Here is a 15,222-nt window from a genome sequence, read left to right on the forward strand (position 1 = left end):
CATGGCACGTCCGGAGTACGAGAGCTGGGTCCGCGAGATCCTCCGCTGCCCGGTGGGGCTGCACCCGCTGGTCGACGTCGAGGACGAGCAGGGCGCTCCCGCCCTGCAGTGCGCCGAGGACTGCGGCGGGAAGGGCCAGCGCCGGCGCTATCCGGTCGTGGACGGCATCCCGGTCCTGCTGGCCGACGACGCCACGGTCGTCACGGTCTGAGAGGGCGGTGCTCCGGTGGCCCCCTACATCGACGAGGCCCTCCTCGACGACCCCGACGAGCTGAGCCGCAAGGACTCCCGCGCCACCCTGCGCGCCCTCGCCTCCGCCGGCGCGCAGGTCCGTGAGGCGCTCTACCTGGGAGCGGAGGCCGGCATCGACCGGCTGGCCGAGCAGGAGCGCCCGCGCTCGGTCCTCGTCGCCGCCATCGGCGGCAGCTCGATCGTGGCCGAGATCCTGGAGCTGCTGGCCGAGCCCGGCTCCCCGGTGCCGGTCCAGGCCCGCCGCAACCTGCCCCTGCCCGGGTGGGTCGGCCCGCTCGACCTCGTGGTCGCCGTCTCGCTCTCCGGCCGCGCGCCGGGGCCGCTCGCGGTCGCGGCCGAGGCCGCCCGTCGCGGTGCCTCGCTGCTCACGGTCGGCCTCGACGACTCCCCGCTGGCGGAGGTGACCCGCCGGGCACGGGGCATCCACGTCGGGGTGGGCCGCGAGCGCATCAGCTCGCGCACCGCGCTGTGGACGCTCCTGACCCCGGTCCTCGTCGGTGCCGACCGGCTCGGGCTGCTCGACGCCCCGCAGCGGGCGCTGGAGCAGGTCGCCGACCGGCTCGACGAGCGGGCCGAGGAGCTGCGACCGTCCTCGGAGTCGTTCGTCAACCCCGCCAAGCTGCTCGCCGTGCAGCTGGCCGAGACGGTGCCGGTGGTGCTCGGCGACGGGCCCCTGGGCGGCGTCGCCGCCGCCCGGGCGTCCTCGATGCTGGCCCGCACGGCCCGCATCCCCGCCCTCTGGGGCGAGCTGCCCGACGCCGCGAGCGGGATCGTGGCCTGCTTCGACGGCCCCTACACCGCGATCGGCGGGCGCCGTCCGGGCACCTACGACGACGGCCGGATCCGCCTGGGCGACATCGACACGAGCGGCTGGGAGCCGCACCACTTCGCCGAGCCCGAGGGCGAGCTCATGGAGCGCGCCCGGGGCCCGGAGGGCACGGCCGGTCGCGACCTCTTCGCCGACCCCTACCTCGACGGCCCTGCGCCGCCGCAGCTGGGCCTGCTCATGCTGCGCGACGCGCCTCCGGAGGTCCCCACCCCCGAGTCGGTCCAGACCGAGACCCTCACCGACGCGGTGCTGACCACCGCCCGCGACGCCGGCGTCAAGGTCATGGAGGCCCGGGCCGGGGCCGGCGACCCGGTAGTCCGGCTCGCCGACCACGTGCAGATGGTGGACTTCACGGCCACCTACCTCGCCCTCGGGCTCGGGCTCGACCCCTCGGTCAGCCCCCACGTGGCGGACCTGCGCGACCGCACGAGCTGACCCGCGTCAGACGACGGGCTCGGGGGCGGCCAGCACCTGCCGCAGCAGCGGCGCCGTGGTGCCGACCGCGACCCGCACGACCAGCAGGCCGAGGACCAGCGCGCCCACGATCGCGGCGAGCGTGAGCGGCGAGAGCAGCAGCGCCATCCCCGCGAGCGGCAGCACGAGCAGCCCGCCCGCCGCGGCCGAGACGAGGCATACCGCCACCAGCGGCCGCAGGACGACGGCGCGGCGCGTCGACTCCAGGGCCGCACGCGGCGTGCCCAGCCGTTCGAGGGCCACGTAGATGTCCTTGCGGTCGAAGACCTCAGCGGCGGCGTGGACGGTGATCGCGGCCGCCAGCGTGAGGAAGGACAGTGCGATGGTGAGCAGCACGCCCGTGCGCATGTCGTCGAGCAGCATCGCGTCCGACCCGGCGGGGGCGGAGGCGGAGGCCGCGTCGGTCAGCGCCAGGCCCACGCCCACGACGACGCTCGTGAAGGACACCATCGCCACACCGGAGACCTGCCGCCACACGGCCTTCGGGTCGTCCAGGACCGTGCGGGCCGCCAGCAGCCGGGTCACCGCGCGCGGCCCGGAGCCGCCACGGCGCAGCCAGGAACGGGCCAGGACCCGCAGCACCCACGGGCCCACCACGCCGAGCACCGCCATGCCCATGGCGAAGACCACGAGGATCACCGCGATCGCGGCGATCAGCGAGCCCAGCGAGCCCGCGAGGTTGGCGAGGACGTAGCCGGAGGCGAGGACCGCCACGGCGACCAGCGCCCGCACCCAGGAGGCCGCGGCCGGCACCTGCCGGGTGCGGACCCCCAGGGGCGTGATGGCGACCCGGCGCAGCCCGAGGGCGGAGGCGACCACCGCGGTGCCCACCAGGACCAGCACCGTCGCCAGCGCGACGGGGAAGGAGGGCACGACGGCCGCCGCGCCGATCGGGCCGCCGAGGAAGGGCACGAGCCCGACGACCGGCGACAGCGCCAGGTGACCCACGACGCCCAGCAGGACGCCCACCGCGGCGAGCCCGCCCGCCTCCAGCACGCTGAGCCGCACCAGCAGCGAGCGCGGCGCGCCGAGCAGGCGCAGCGAGGAGAGACGGGTGTCGCGGCGACGGGTGGAGAGCCGCACCGCGGAGCCGGCCAGCGAGACGAGCGGCACCGCGAGGATGACGAGCGCGAAGAGCGCGAGCGCGGTGTAGACCCCCTGGTAGGTGGGGTCGGCGCCGGGCACCTCGTCGAGGTGGAGGAAGAACTCGGCGCCACCGGCGACCGTGAGGGTCAGGGCGGTCACGACGGCGAAGGCCGCGACCGGCAGCAGCTGGCCGAGGCGCTCCCGGTCGTCGCCGCGGAGCAGGAGCGGGGCGAGGGTGCGCAGCGTGGTCATCGCAGGCTCTCCTCGCGCACGACCAGGCCGTCGGACAGGTGCAGGACGCGGTCGCAGGTGCCCGCGACGCCCGGGTCGTGCGTGACGACGACGAGCGTGCGCCCCCGGTCGCGGGTGCTGGCCAGCAGCGCGGCCATCACCTCGGTGGAGGTCGCGGAGTCGAGCGCGCCCGTGGGCTCGTCGGCGAAGACGACCACCGGGTCGGCGACCTGCGCCCGGGCGATCGCCACCCGCTGCTGCTGGCCGCCGGAGAGCTGGCCGATGCGCCGCTCCTCCAGCCCCGCCAGGCCGAGGGCGGCCATCGAGGCGGCCGCCCTGGCCGTCGCCGCGGAGCGGTCCGTGCCGCCGAGGAGCAGCGGCAGCGCGACGTTCTCCACCGCGGTCAGGTCCGGCAGCAGCAGACCCTGCTGGAAGATGAAGCCGAAGCTGCGCAGCCGGACGGCGGCCCGCTCCTCGGCGTCGAGGCCGCTGAGGTCCTGGCGTCCGTGCCGCGGGTCGTCGAGGACGACCGAGCCGGAGTCGGGGGAGATCACGCCGGCCAGGCAGTGCAGCAGGGTGCTCTTGCCCGAGCCGGAGGCTCCCATGACGGCGACCGCCTCGCCCGGGAAGAGGTCGAGGCCGACGCCGCCGAGGGCGAGCGTGGGGCCGTAGGTCTTGGTCAGCGCGCGGGCCGAGAGGGCCGGAGCGGCCGTCGTGCGGGACGGTCCGGCGGGGGTCGGGTGCGGGGCGGAGCTCGGGGTCGGGTGCGTCATGCCATCCACCGTCGCGGGACCGACCCGCACGGCACGTCCGACCGCCGGCTGAACCTGCTCCGGCGGGGGTGCGACCACGGTCGCAGGGACACCGGCGGACCCGTCGGGGCGGGAGGGGCCGTGTGCCACACTCTGACCCGTGAGCAACGCCGCCCAGGACCGCGACGACGACCCGGTCGCACGTCATACCCGCTCGGTGCGTGACCTCGAGAGCGGGATCGAGCGCGACTTCTCCCGCAACCTCTCCTACGGCGAGTACCTCGACCTCGGGTCGGTGCTCTCCGCGCAGCACCCGCGAGCCGTCCCGCCCCGCCACGACGAGCTGCTGTTCATCATCCAGCACCAGACGTCCGAGCTGTGGCTCAAGCTCATGCTGCACGAGCTGTCCTCGGCCCGGGACCTCATCCGCTCCGACGACCTGCAGCCGGCCCTCAAGCGCCTCGCGCGGGTCAAGCACATCCAGCACACGCTGACCGAGCAGTGGTCGGTGCTGGCCACGATGACCCCCAGCGAGTACGCCCTCTTCCGGTCCTTCCTGGCGACCGGATCGGGCTTCCAGTCCTGGCAGTACCGCGCCGTCGAGTTCTCCCTCGGCAACAAGAACCCCGACATGCTCCGCGTCTTCGCCCACGACGAGCAGGTGCACGGCGAGCTCGAGCGGCTGCTGCACGAGCCGAGCCTCTACGACGAGGTGCTGCGCTGGCTGGCGCGGCAGGGGCACCCGGTGCCGCAGGAGGTCCTCGACCGCGACGTCACGCAGCCCTACGTCGCGCACGAGGGCGTCGTCGACCTCTTCGCGACGGTCTACGCCGACCCGGAGCGGCACTGGGTCGAGTACCACGTCGCCGAGGACCTCGTCGACGTCGAGGACAACTTCCAGGTATGGCGCTTCCGTCACCTCAAGACGGTCGAGCGCATCATCGGCTCCAAGCGCGGCACCGGCGGCTCCTCCGGCGTGCCCTTCCTCCGCCGCGCCCTCGACCTGACCTTCTTCCCCGAGCTCTACGACGTCCGCACCCGCATCCAGGACGTCACCCCCGACGGCTACCACGGAGGCGAGCCCCGATGACCCAGCAGGACACCACCGTGCTCGCCACGGCGGGCGCCCCGACCCGCGCCGACGCCCTTGCCCTGGACGCCGCCGACCCGCTGGCCGCCTACACCGACCGCTTCGAGCGGGCCGAGGGTGTGGTCGCCTACTTCGACGGCAACTCCCTCGGGCGGCCCGTGGTCGGCGTCGCCGAGCGGATGGCCGAGTTCGTCCGCCAGGACTGGGGCACCCGGCTCATCCGCAGCTGGGACGAGGCCTGGATGTCGTGGCCGGAGGAGGTCGGCGAGCTCGTCGGCCGGGCCGCCCTCGGCGCCGCCCCGGGCCAGACCGTCGTCGCCGACTCGACCACGGTTCTCCTCTACAAGCTGCTGCGGGCGCTCGCCGACCACCAGCTCGCGCTGGACCCGGCGCGCACCGAGATCGTCCTCGACCGCGACAACTTCCCCTCCGACCGCTACGTCGCCGAGGGCGTGGCCGCCGAGCGTGGCATGACGCTGCGCTGGATCGACGTCGACACCGCCGCCGGCGTGACGCCCGAGCAGGTGCGCGAGGTCGTCGGCCCGGCCACGGCCGTGGTGCTCCTGTCGCACGTGGCCTACCGTTCCGGCTGGATCGCCGACGCCGAGGCGATCACCGCGGTCGCCCACGAGGCCGGCGCGCTCGTCCTCTGGGACACCTGCCACTCCGCCGGCTCCGTACCGGTCCGCGCCGACGCCTGGGGCTGGGACGCGGCCGTCGGCTGCGACTACAAGTACCTCAACGGCGGACCCGGCGCGCCCGCCCACGCCTACCTCTCCGCCCGGCTGCACGACATACCGACCCTGCGGCAGCCGATCCAGGGCTGGATGGGCCGGCGCGACCCGTTCGCGATGGCGCAGGGCTACCTGCCCGAGGCCGGCGTGCGGTCATTGGTCAGCGGCACCCCGCCGGTGGTGGGCATGGTCCCGCTGCGGATGGGTCTGGAGATGCTCGAGGAGGCCGGGATCGAGGCGGTGCGCGCCAAGTCGCTGCAGCTCACCGACCTGGCCCTGGCGATCGTCGACGCCTGGCCCGCCGAGCTCGGCGTGAGCGTCGCCAGCCCGCGCGAGCACGAGCGGCGCGGCGGGCACGTCACGCTGCGCCACCCGCAGTTCCGGGCCGTCAACCAGCAGCTGTGGGAGCGCGGCGTCATCCCGGACTTCCGCGCGCCCGACGGCCTGCGGCTGGGCCTGGCGCCGCTGTCCACCCGCTTCACCGAGGTCTGGGACGGCCTGGTCGCCGTCCGCGAGGAGCTCGAGCGCCTCTCCTGAGGCGCCGCGGGGGCCGACCATGGGCGAGCCGCGCCGCTGGGTGCTGCACGTGGACCTCGACCAGTTCATCGCGGCGGTCGAGGTGCTGCGGCGGCCCGAGCTGGCCGGCCGGCAGGTCGTCGTGGGCGGCCGCGGCGACCCCACCGAGCGGGGCGTGGTCGCCACCGCCTCCTACGAGGCGCGCGAGCTCGGCGTCGGCTCCGGTATGCCGTTGCGCGTCGCCGCGCGCAAGGCACCGGAGGCGGTCTTCCTGCCCGTCGACCACGCGGCCTACGACGCGGCCTCCGCCGAGGTGATGGCGACCCTGCGGGCCCTGCCCGACGCCCGCGTCCAGGTGCTCGGCTGGGACGAGGCCTTCGTCGGCGCGACGACCGACGACCCCGAGGCCCTCGCGCAGCGGATCCGGGCCGACGTCCTCGAGCGGACGCGGCTGCACTGCTCGGTCGGCATCGGCGACACCACCGTGCGGGCCAAGATCGCGACCGGGTTCGGCAAGCCGCGTGGCGTCTTACGGCTCACCCGGGAGAACTGGCTGGCCGTGATGGGCGACCGCCCCGTCATCGACCTGTGGGGCGTCGGGCGCCGCATCTCCGCCCGCCTCGAGGGGCTCGGCATCGGCACGGTCCGCGAGCTGGCGCACGCCGACCCCGAGCTGCTCGCGGGGGAGTTCGGCCCGCGCATGGGTCCTTGGTACCGCCAGCTGGGCCGGGGCGAGGGTGCCTCCGAGGTCGACGACACCCCGTGGGTGGCGCGGGGCCACAGCCGGGAGCACACCTTCCAGGAGGACGTCTCCGAGCCCGAGGTCCTGCGGGACGAGGTGCGCCGGCTCGCCGCGGCCGTGCTCGACGACGTGGCGGCGGAGGGGCGCCCGGTCGTGCGGGTGGGGCTCAAGGTGCGCTACGCACCCTTCTTCACCCGCACCCACGGGCGCAAGATCCCGCCCACCTCCGACCGCGAGGAGGCGACCCGGGCGTGGCTGGCGCTCGCCGAGCGTCTCGAGCCGGGCCGGCCGGTGCGGCTGCTCGGCGTCTCCGCGGAGATGGCGATGCCGCCGGGCTCGCGGGAGGGGACGACGCCGACGAGAGCCGCCTGGTAGCGCCATCTACCCTGGCAGGGTGACGGACAGCACCCACTACGACCTGGTGATCATCGGCAGCGGCTCCGGCAACTCCCTGGTCACCCCGGACCTCGAGAACAGCCGGACGGCCGTGGTGGACCGGGGCAGCGGCAGCCGCGCCTCCTTCGGCGGCACCTGCCTCAACGTGGGTTGCATCCCGACCAAGATGTTCGTCTACACCGCCGAGGTCGCCCAGACCGTGCGCGACGCCGGCCGCTTCGGCATCGACGCCACCCTCGACGGGGTGCGGTGGCGCGACGTCCGCGACCGGATCTTCGGCCGGATCGACCCCATCAGCGACGGCGGCCTGGCCTACCGGCGCGACGCCGACCACACCGAGGCCTACCTCGGGTCGGCCCGCTTCGTGGGGGAGCGCGAGCTCGAGGTCGAGATCACCCTGCCCGGCGGCCGTCACGAGGTCGGCAGCGTCCAGCGCATCAGCGGAGACCAGGTCGTCGTCGCGACCGGCTCGCGTCCGCGCGTCCCGCAGGTGATCGCCGACTCGGGCGTGCCGTTCTCCACCTCCGACGACGTCATGCGCATCGACGAGCTGCCGGCCAGCATGGTCATCGTCGGCGGCGGCGTCATCGCCGCGGAGTTCGCCCACGTCTTCTCGGCCCTCGGGGTGCGGGTCTCGGTCGTGACCCGCACCGGCCGCCTGCTGCGCGCGCTCGACGCCGAGCTGTCGCAGGCCTTCACCGACCTCGCCCGGACCCGTTGGGACGTCCACACCGACGCGGAGCCGCAGGCCGTCCGCCGCGGCGGGGAGGGCGTCGAGCTCGATCTCGCCGACGGCACGGTCGTCACCGGCGAGCTGCTCCTCGTGGCCACCGGGCGCGTGCCCAACAGCGACGGCCTCGGGCTCGACGCGGCCGGGGTCCGGGTCCGCGAGGACGGCCGGGTCGAGGTCGACGAGCACGGACGCACCAGCGCCCCCGGCGTCTGGGCGCTCGGCGACGTCAGCTCGCCGCACCAGCTCAAGCACGTCGCCAACCACGAGGCCCGCGTCGTCGCGCACAACCTCGTGCACCCCGACGCGCTGCAGTCCTTCGACCACCGCTACGTCCCGGCGGCCGTCTTCACCGACCCGCAGGTCGCGACCGTCGGCCTCACCGAGGACGAGGCCCGCGAGCGGGGCCACGACGTCACGACCAAGACCCAGCGCTACGGCGACGTCGCCTACGGCTGGGCGATGGAGGACACGACGGGCCTCTTCAAGGTGGTCGCCGACCGGCGCACCGGGCAGCTGCTGGGCGCGCACGCGATGGGCCCCCACTCCTCGAGCCTGATCCAGCCCCTCATCCAGGCGCTGAGCCTGGGCGGTCCCACCGGGCCGCTCACCGTCTCCCAGCTGGCCCGGGGGCAGTACTGGATCCACCCGGCGCTGTCCGAGGTGGTCGAGAACGCCCTCCTCGGCCTGGAGGTGGCGCCCTACCGGGACGCCACCGCCGACTACGACCCCGAGGGCGAGGCGTCCTGACCGCCGCTGCTGCGGGAACGGGCAGGTCCGCCACGTAGCATGAGGCGCATGTCTGCTCCGACCAGCACTCCTGGCCAGCCGTCGACCGGCACCGCGCTGCCCCACAAGGTCCGCGACCTGGGCCTCGCCGAGCAGGGCCGCCACCAGATCCGGCTCGCCGAGCACGAGATGCCCGGTCTCATGGCGCTGCGCGAGCGCTTCGCGGACTCCCAGCCGCTGGCCGGCGCCCGCATCGCCGGGTCGCTGCACATGACGGTGCAGACCGCCGTGCTCATCGAGACCCTCGTGGCCCTCGGCGCCCAGGTGCGCTGGGCCTCCTGCAACATCTTCTCCACCCAGGACGAGGCCGCCGCCGCGGTCGTCGTCGGCCCCACCGGCACCCCGGAGGACCCGCAGGGCGTCCCGGTCTTCGCCTGGAAGGGCGAGACGCTGGAGGAGTACTGGTGGTGCACCACCCAGATCATGCTCTGGCCGGACCACGCCGGTGCGGGCCCCAACATGATCCTCGACGACGGCGGCGACGCCACCCTGCTCGTGCACAAGGGGCGCGAGTGGGAGCAGCTCGGTGCCGTGCCCTCCCCGCAGGAGGGCGACCCCGAGGAGTGGAAGGTCATCCTCGAGACGGTCCGCGCCGACCTCGCCGCCCACCCCACCCGGTGGACCGACGTCGCCGCCGGCCTGCGCGGCGTGACCGAGGAGACCACCACGGGCGTCCACCGCCTCTACCAGCTCCACGAGGCCGGCCAGCTGCTCTTCCCGGCGATCAACGTCAACGACTCGGTCACCAAGTCCAAGTTCGACAACGTCTACGGCGTCCGCCACAGCCTCGTCGACGGCATCAACCGCGCCACCGACGTGCTCATCGGCGGCAAGGTGGCCGTGGTCTGCGGCTTCGGAGACGTCGGCAAGGGCTGCGCCGAGGCGCTCCGTGGCCAGGGCGCCCGGGTGATCGTCACCGAGATCGACCCGATCTGCGCGCTGCAGGCCACCATGCAGGGCTACCAGGTGGCGCGCCTCGAGGACGTCGTCGACCAGGCCGACTTCGTGGTGACCGCCACCGGCTGCAAGGACGTCGTGACCGCCGACCACATGCGCCGGCTCAAGGACAAGGCGGTCGTCGGCAACATCGGCCACTTCGACAACGAGATCGACATGGCCGGCCTCGCCCGGATCCCCGGCGTGCAGCGCACCGAGATCAAGCCGCAGGTCCACGAGTGGACGCTGCCGGCCGACAGCGTGGACGGCGTGGACCGCCCCGAGCGCTCGATCATCGTGCTCTCCGAGGGCCGCCTCCTCAACCTCGGCAACGCGACCGGGCACCCCAGCTTCGTCATGTCCACCAGCTTCGCCAACCAGGTGCTGGCCCAGATCGAGCTGTTCACCCGCCCCGACGACTACCCGCTCGGCGTGCACACGCTGCCCAAGGAGCTCGACGAGGAGGTCGCGCGCCTGCACCTCGAGGCCGTGGGCGCCGACCTCACCGAGCTGTCCAAGGAGCAGGCCGCCTACCTCGGCGTCGACGTCGCCGGCCCCTACAAGCCGGACCACTACCGCTACTGACCGACCCGGGCGCCAGCGCCCGACCACCCGACCGTCCAGCCCCAGGAGGAGCCGTGACCGCCAGCGTTCTCGTCGTCGACGACGACCAGGCCCTCGCCGAGATGCTCGGCATCGTGCTGCGCAAGGAGGGCTACGACGTGGCCACCTGCGCCGACGGCGGGCGGGCGCTGGCGATGTTCCGCGAGCTGCGGCCCGACCTGGTCCTGCTGGACGTCATGCTGCCGACCATGGACGGGATCGAGGTGGCCCGCCAGCTGCGCGTCGAGTCGGGCGTGCCGATCGTCATGCTCACGGCGCGGACCGACACCAAGGACGTCGTGGCCGGGCTGGAGGCGGGGGCCGACGACTACGTCGTCAAGCCGTTCAAGCCGCAGGAGCTCCTGGCCCGCATCCGCGCGCGCCTGCGCCGGGTCGACACCGGCAACGACGGCCGGCTGCAGGTCGGCGACGTCGTCATCGACGTGGCCGGGCACGAGGTCACCCGCCACGGCGAGCGCATCCCACTCACGCCGCTGGAGTTCGACCTCCTCGTGGCGCTCGCGAGCAAGCCGACCCAGGTCTTCGACCGCGAGTCGCTGCTGGAGCAGGTCTGGGGCTACCGGCACGCGGGCGACACCCGCCTGGTCAACGTCCACGTGCAGCGGCTGCGGTCCAAGATCGAGAAGGACCCCGAGAACCCCCAGATCGTGGTGACCGTCCGTGGTGTCGGTTACAAGGCCGGCCACCCCTGAGGCGGCGGTCGCCGCACCCCCGGTGACCGAGGCGGTCCGCCCCGCGCGGACCGGCCCGGGCACCCGCCTGCTCCGCTGGTGGCGGGGCTCGCTGCGCCTGCGGGTCATCAGCACCACCACGCTGGTCGGCGTGGCGCTCTCCGCGCTGCTGGGCACCGTGCTCTTCCAGCAGATCGGTGAGGGCCTGGTCGACCAGGCGGTGGACAACGCCCAGCGGGACGCCTCGCAGCAGGTCGCGCTGGCCCAGGAGGCCTTCGACTCCACCGACCGCCGCGACGACACCGGACTGTCCCTCGCCGCCGACAACCAGATGCAGTCGATGGCCGGGGCCGGCGGGCAGGAGGGCCGCCGCGTGGTCCTCTGGCCGGCGCTGGACAACGAGCGCGGCGCCCCCGTCAGCGGGCGCGCCCTGGGAGCCAACGCGAGCGACATACCCGAGTCCCTGCGGGAGGCGCTGCGCGCCGACCCCACCAACCAGCAGGTCGTCGTCATCCCGGTCACGCTCGCCGGCCAGGAGCAGCCGGTCACGGCGGTCGTGGTCGGCTCCCGCGTCAGCCTGGTGCGCGCCGGTGCCTACGACCTCTTCCTCGTCTACCCCCTGCTGCGCGAGCAGGAGACCCTCGACCTGGTCCGACAGCTCTTCGTCGCGGCCGGGGCGGCGCTCACCCTGCTCATGGCCGGCGTCGGCGGCGTGGCGACCCGGATCGTGACGCGCCCGGTCGAGGAGGCCGCGACGGTCTCCCACCAGCTGGCGATGGGGCACCTCGACGAACGCCTGCCCGTCCGCGGCACCGACGAGCTCGCCCAGCTGGCCACCTCGTTCAACACCATGGCCGACTCCATCCAGCTGCGGATCCGCGAGCTGCGCGCGCTGTCCCAGCTCCAGCAGCGCTTCGTCTCCGACGTCTCGCACGAGCTGCGCACCCCGCTGACGACGATCCGCATGGCCGGCGAGATCCTCCACGCCTCCCGCGAGGACTTCCCGCTGCCCGTCGCGCGCTCCGCCGAGCTGCTCCAGCAGGAGCTGGACCGCTTCGAGGAGCTGCTCACCGAGCTGCTGGAGATCAGCCGCTACGACTCCGGGGCCGCGACCATCGAGCGGCACCTCGAGGACGTCGTCGTGCTCGTCCAGGCGGCGGTGGACGGCGTCCGCGCGCTCGCCGACCGCTACGGCAGCGAGCTCGTGGTCGTCGCCCCCGACGAGCCGGTGCTGGTCTACATGGACGGGCGCCGGGTATCCCGCGTGCTGCGCAACCTGCTCTCCAACGCCATCGAGCACGGCGAGGGCCGGCCGGTCCTGGTCGCGGTCGCCGCCACCGAGCAGGTGGTCGGGGTGAGCGTGCACGACCACGGGATCGGTCTCGACGAGCAGCAGCAGGCGCACGTCTTCGACCGGTTCTGGCGCGCCGACCCCTCCCGCGACCGCACCACCGGCGGCACCGGGCTCGGCCTCGCCATCGCCCAGGAGGACGCCCGCGTCCACGGCGGCTGGCTGCAGGTCGGCAGCGCCCCGGGTCAGGGGGCGTGCTTCCGCCTGCTGCTGCCGCGGCAGGCCACCTACGTCATCGCCGAGCAGCCCCCGGCCGTGGGCCCACCCACCGGCCCGGACGGGGACCACGAGCACGCCGTGCCCCCCGTCGTGCTCGCGCTGGCCACCCACGGGGAGGAGGAGCCGTGAGACGTCGACCCGCCGTGATGGCGACCCTGCTGACCGCGCTGCTGGTGCTGACCGGCTGCAACGCCGTGCTGCCCACAGACCCCGTGCCGCAGGCAGGGCTCTCGGTCGACGTGCAGCCCGCCCCGGACGTCCAGCACTTCCTCGAGGCCCCGTCGCCGGGGGCGTCCCCGACCGAGATCGTCCAGGGGTTCGTGCGGTCCAACGTCGGCTTCGCCGACGACGACGACGTCGCCCGCATGTTCCTCACCCCGACGCTGGCCAGCGAGTGGGTGCCGACCCGCAGCGTCCTCGTCCTGGACGGGACGCCGCAGTACCAGGGCGCCGGCGACGAGGTCACCGTCACCGCCACGGTCATGGGCCAGATCGACGCCTCCGGGGTGCTCACCGAGCGCACCGGCGAGACCACCCAGACCTTCTCCCTGGCCCGCGTCGACGGGGAGTGGCGCATCGACGAGTTCCCCGAGGACTTCGGGCTGTGGCTCACGGTGCCCGACCTGGGTCGCGCGTTCCGCGAGACCCGCATCTACTACCTCGACCCGCACCTGTCGCACTTCGTGCCGGAGACCCGCTGGCTGGCCCGGGGCGAAGGGCTGACCACGGCCGTGGCCCGCACCCAGCTGGCGCCGGTCCCCACCCACCTGGAGGGAGCGGTCCGGACCGGCGCGTCCCCGGACGTCCACCTCGCCGTCGGTGCCGTCCCCGTGGACACGGTGAGCCAGGTCGCCACCGTCAACCTCCAGGGCCAGGGCCTGGGGGAGGACCGTCAGCGGGTGCTGGACCTGCGTGCCCAGCTGGGTCACGCCCTGCTCGGCCTGGGCGGCGTGACGGCCGTGGAGCTGCGCCTCGGCGGCCGCAACCTGCTCCCCGACGGGGAAGGGGCGATCAACTCCGCGTCCGAACTCGGCTACTCCGACGTCACCCGCGAGACCGACCGGGCGCTGCTGCGGGTGGGAGAGGTCTTCGCGCTGGTCGACCCGACCTTCTACAACCTGCGCAACCTCCCGTCCACGTCGGCCACGAGGATCGAGCTGCCCCGGCTGGGGGCGGACTGGACCGGTGTGGCCGCGACGGCCGACCTGGAGGAGTTCGCCGCCGTCTCCGTCGACCGCTCCAGGCTGTGGCGCTGGCGCTCGGGCTCCGAGCACGTCAACGAGGGCATCGGCGACGGGCTGACCGACCCCAGCTACGACCCGCACGGCGACATGTGGGTGGCGGGCGTGGCCCGCAGCCACGCCTCGCCGCGGGTCTGGGTCGTCGAGGGCGAGCAGGTCAACGCGGTCGCCCGGCCCATCGAGGTCGACTGGCTGCAGGACGAGCAGCGCATCCGGACCTTCCGGGTGTCCCCGGACGGCACCCGGGCCCTTCTGGTCCTCGCCGACCGCGAGGGCGAGTCGCGGCACCGGCTCCTGGTCGCGGGGATCGTCCGCGACTCCGAGGGCCGCCCCACCGGGCTCGCGCGGCCCCGGGCCGTGGCACCCACGCTCGTGGCGGTCTCCTCGGCCCGCTGGGCGACGACCTCCGACATCGTCGTCAGCGGCCGCCGCATCCAGGACCAGCGCCTCGTCCCCTTCCGCGTCCCGATCGGCGGATGGCTGGACGAGCTCGGCGAGCAGCCCGGCCTCGTCGACGTCCTCGCCGTCCCCACCGGGGCGGGCTTCACCCCGGTGGTCCGCACCGAGGACGGCCGGTTCCACACCCGCGAGGGCTCCCGGGGCTGGTTCGGCGCCCGCAACGGCGACGAGCTGATCATCCCCGGCACCTGATCCGCCGGGGAGGACCGCCGTCGCCTGTGGACGGCGGCGGCGCCTCGCCCGGGCCGTGGCCCACCCTGGGGGTATGCCGTGGCAGCCGTGGCGCGACCTGCTGGACGTCGTCGAGCTCGCGGCCCCCTCGGCCTGCGCCGGGTGCGGCCGGGCGGGCGAGCGGTGGTGCGGGGCCTGCGCGGCGGCGCTCACCGGCATGCCGCCACGTCGGTGGTCGCCCACTCCGGCGCCGCCCGGGCTGCCCCCGACCTGGGCGGGCCCGGCCTACGAGGACGAGGTCCGGGCCGCCGTGGTGGCCTGGAAGGACGGCGGCCGCGCCGACCTCACGGCGGTGCTCGTCCCTCTCCTGCGCGACGGGCTCGCCGTGGCGCTCGCCGCCTCACCGGCGCACCGGTCGGCCCTGGCCGGGGGAGACCCGGTGCTCGTCGTCCCCGCCCCTTCCGCGCGGGCGAGCGTGCGACGCCGGGGCGAGCACCGGGTCTCCCGTCTCGCGCGGCTGGCGTGCGCGGCGGCGGGCCCGCTGCAGGTCCTCGACGCGCTCCGCCTCGGACGCCGGGTGGAGGACCAGGCCGGGCTCGACGCGGCCCGCCGCTTCCGCAACCTGGCGGAGGCGGTCCACGTCCGCCGGGGAGCGGCGGCGAGGCTCGCCGGGCGGCCCTGCGTCGTGGTGGACGACGTGGTCACGACCGGGGCCACGCTGACCGAGTGCGCCCGGGCCCTGAGGGTCGCAGGCAGTGGTCAGGTGGTTGCCGTGACGCTTTTTGCTACGCAGCGTAGGAGGAAAGTCGGGGCGTCCCGGCGGGCCGACTAGTGCGCTCCCTGGGGGTCTACTAGTGTGGGTGCATGGAAGCACCTCTCGCAGTAGGCAAGGGGGTGAGGCCGTTGGATCAGGCGCCGTGACGACGCCA

General features: G+C 74.5%; 13 protein-coding genes. 11 read left to right on the top strand and 2 right to left on the bottom strand.

The features are described 5' to 3' along the window. Window position 1: 1 nt before the first annotated feature. Window positions 2-211: a Trm112 family protein gene (locus FB476_RS05515; RefSeq protein ID WP_141817890.1), complete on the top strand. Its 210-nt coding sequence runs from the start codon at window positions 2-4 to the stop codon at window positions 209-211. Window positions 212-226: 15 nt separating this feature from the next. Then, complete coding sequence (locus FB476_RS05520; protein WP_141817891.1) at window positions 227-1,516, top strand: SIS domain-containing protein; 1,290 nt, start codon at window positions 227-229, stop codon at window positions 1,514-1,516. Between the two features lie 6 nt (window positions 1,517-1,522). Here the strand turns inward: FB476_RS05520 and FB476_RS05525 are convergent, their stop codons facing one another. Together FB476_RS05525 and FB476_RS05530 are read right to left on the bottom strand one after the other, a co-directional pair. Then, window positions 1,523-2,893, bottom strand: coding sequence for an ABC transporter permease family protein (locus FB476_RS05525; protein WP_141817892.1), 1,371 nt, complete (start codon window positions 2,891-2,893; stop codon window positions 1,523-1,525). After that, window positions 2,890-3,645, bottom strand: coding sequence for an ABC transporter ATP-binding protein (locus FB476_RS05530; protein ID WP_141817893.1), 756 nt, complete (start codon window positions 3,643-3,645; stop codon window positions 2,890-2,892). Before FB476_RS05530 ends, FB476_RS05525 begins: the two co-directional genes overlap by 4 nt. A 139-nt stretch (window positions 3,646-3,784) precedes the next feature. Between FB476_RS05530 and kynA the strand changes: the two genes are divergently transcribed. The 9 genes from kynA (at window position 3,785) to FB476_RS17110 (ending at window position 15,125) form a co-directional block, all read left to right on the top strand. Continuing rightward, window positions 3,785-4,714: a tryptophan 2,3-dioxygenase gene (kynA, locus tag FB476_RS05535; RefSeq protein WP_141817894.1), complete on the top strand. Its 930-nt coding sequence runs from the start codon at window positions 3,785-3,787 to the stop codon at window positions 4,712-4,714. Beyond that, window positions 4,711-5,985, top strand: coding sequence for a kynureninase (locus FB476_RS05540; protein WP_141817895.1), 1,275 nt, complete (start codon window positions 4,711-4,713; stop codon window positions 5,983-5,985). Before kynA ends, FB476_RS05540 begins: the two co-directional genes overlap by 4 nt. Before the next feature lie 19 nt (window positions 5,986-6,004). After that, complete coding sequence (locus FB476_RS05545) at window positions 6,005-7,081, top strand: DNA polymerase IV (RefSeq protein ID WP_202876911.1); 1,077 nt, start codon at window positions 6,005-6,007, stop codon at window positions 7,079-7,081. A gap of 19 nt (window positions 7,082-7,100) precedes the next feature. Further along, complete coding sequence (locus FB476_RS05550) at window positions 7,101-8,582, top strand: mycothione reductase (protein ID WP_141817896.1); 1,482 nt, start codon at window positions 7,101-7,103, stop codon at window positions 8,580-8,582. A 48-nt stretch (window positions 8,583-8,630) separates the two neighbouring features. After that, on the top strand, window positions 8,631-10,142 hold the full coding sequence (gene ahcY / locus FB476_RS05555) for an adenosylhomocysteinase (RefSeq protein WP_141817897.1): 1,512 nt from the start codon (window positions 8,631-8,633) through the stop codon (window positions 10,140-10,142). A 53-nt stretch (window positions 10,143-10,195) separates the two neighbouring features. Continuing rightward, window positions 10,196-10,873, top strand: coding sequence for an MtrAB system response regulator MtrA (mtrA, locus tag FB476_RS05560; protein WP_141817898.1), 678 nt, complete (start codon window positions 10,196-10,198; stop codon window positions 10,871-10,873). Window positions 10,874-10,895: 22 nt separating this feature from the next. Continuing rightward, entirely contained in the window at window positions 10,896-12,551 is a 1,656-nt protein-coding gene (mtrB, locus tag FB476_RS05565) for an MtrAB system histidine kinase MtrB (RefSeq protein WP_141817899.1), read from the top strand. Continuing rightward, the gene (locus FB476_RS05570) at window positions 12,548-14,314 is read left to right on the top strand and encodes an LpqB family beta-propeller domain-containing protein (RefSeq protein WP_141817900.1); all 1,767 of its coding nucleotides are present in this window, start codon (window positions 12,548-12,550) and stop codon (window positions 14,312-14,314) included. The genes mtrB and FB476_RS05570 overlap by 4 nt, the downstream gene beginning before the upstream one ends. Window positions 14,315-14,387: 73 nt before the next feature. Then, window positions 14,388-15,125 carry a ComF family protein gene (locus FB476_RS17110; RefSeq protein WP_170233536.1) on the top strand — a complete coding sequence of 246 codons (738 nt, stop codon included), beginning with the start codon at window positions 14,388-14,390 and terminating at the stop codon, window positions 15,123-15,125. Window positions 15,126-15,222 lie beyond the last annotated feature (97 nt).

Origin of the sequence: Ornithinimicrobium humiphilum (assembly GCF_006716885.1) — a bacterium.
Classification (GTDB): Bacteria; Actinomycetota; Actinomycetes; order Actinomycetales; family Dermatophilaceae; genus Ornithinicoccus; species Ornithinicoccus humiphilus.

What these genes read in the sequence shown, in the direction of transcription:
- FB476_RS05515 (WP_141817890.1), top strand. Translation starts at nt 2, where the DNA reads ATGGCACGTCCGGAGTACGAGAGCTGGGTCCGCGAGATCCTCCGCTGC.
- FB476_RS05545 (WP_202876911.1), top strand. Translation starts at nt 6,005, where the DNA reads ATGGGCGAGCCGCGCCGCTGGGTGCTGCACGTGGACCTCGACCAGTTC.
- FB476_RS05525 (WP_141817892.1), bottom strand. Translation starts at nt 2,893, where the DNA reads ATGACCACGCTGCGCACCCTCGCCCCGCTCCTGCTCCGCGGCGACGAC.
- FB476_RS05530 (WP_141817893.1), bottom strand. Translation starts at nt 3,645, where the DNA reads ATGACGCACCCGACCCCGAGCTCCGCCCCGCACCCGACCCCCGCCGGA.
- FB476_RS05540 (WP_141817895.1), top strand. Translation starts at nt 4,711, where the DNA reads ATGACCCAGCAGGACACCACCGTGCTCGCCACGGCGGGCGCCCCGACC.
- FB476_RS17110 (WP_170233536.1), top strand. Translation starts at nt 14,388, where the DNA reads ATGCCGTGGCAGCCGTGGCGCGACCTGCTGGACGTCGTCGAGCTCGCG.
- ahcY (WP_141817897.1), top strand. Translation starts at nt 8,631, where the DNA reads ATGTCTGCTCCGACCAGCACTCCTGGCCAGCCGTCGACCGGCACCGCG.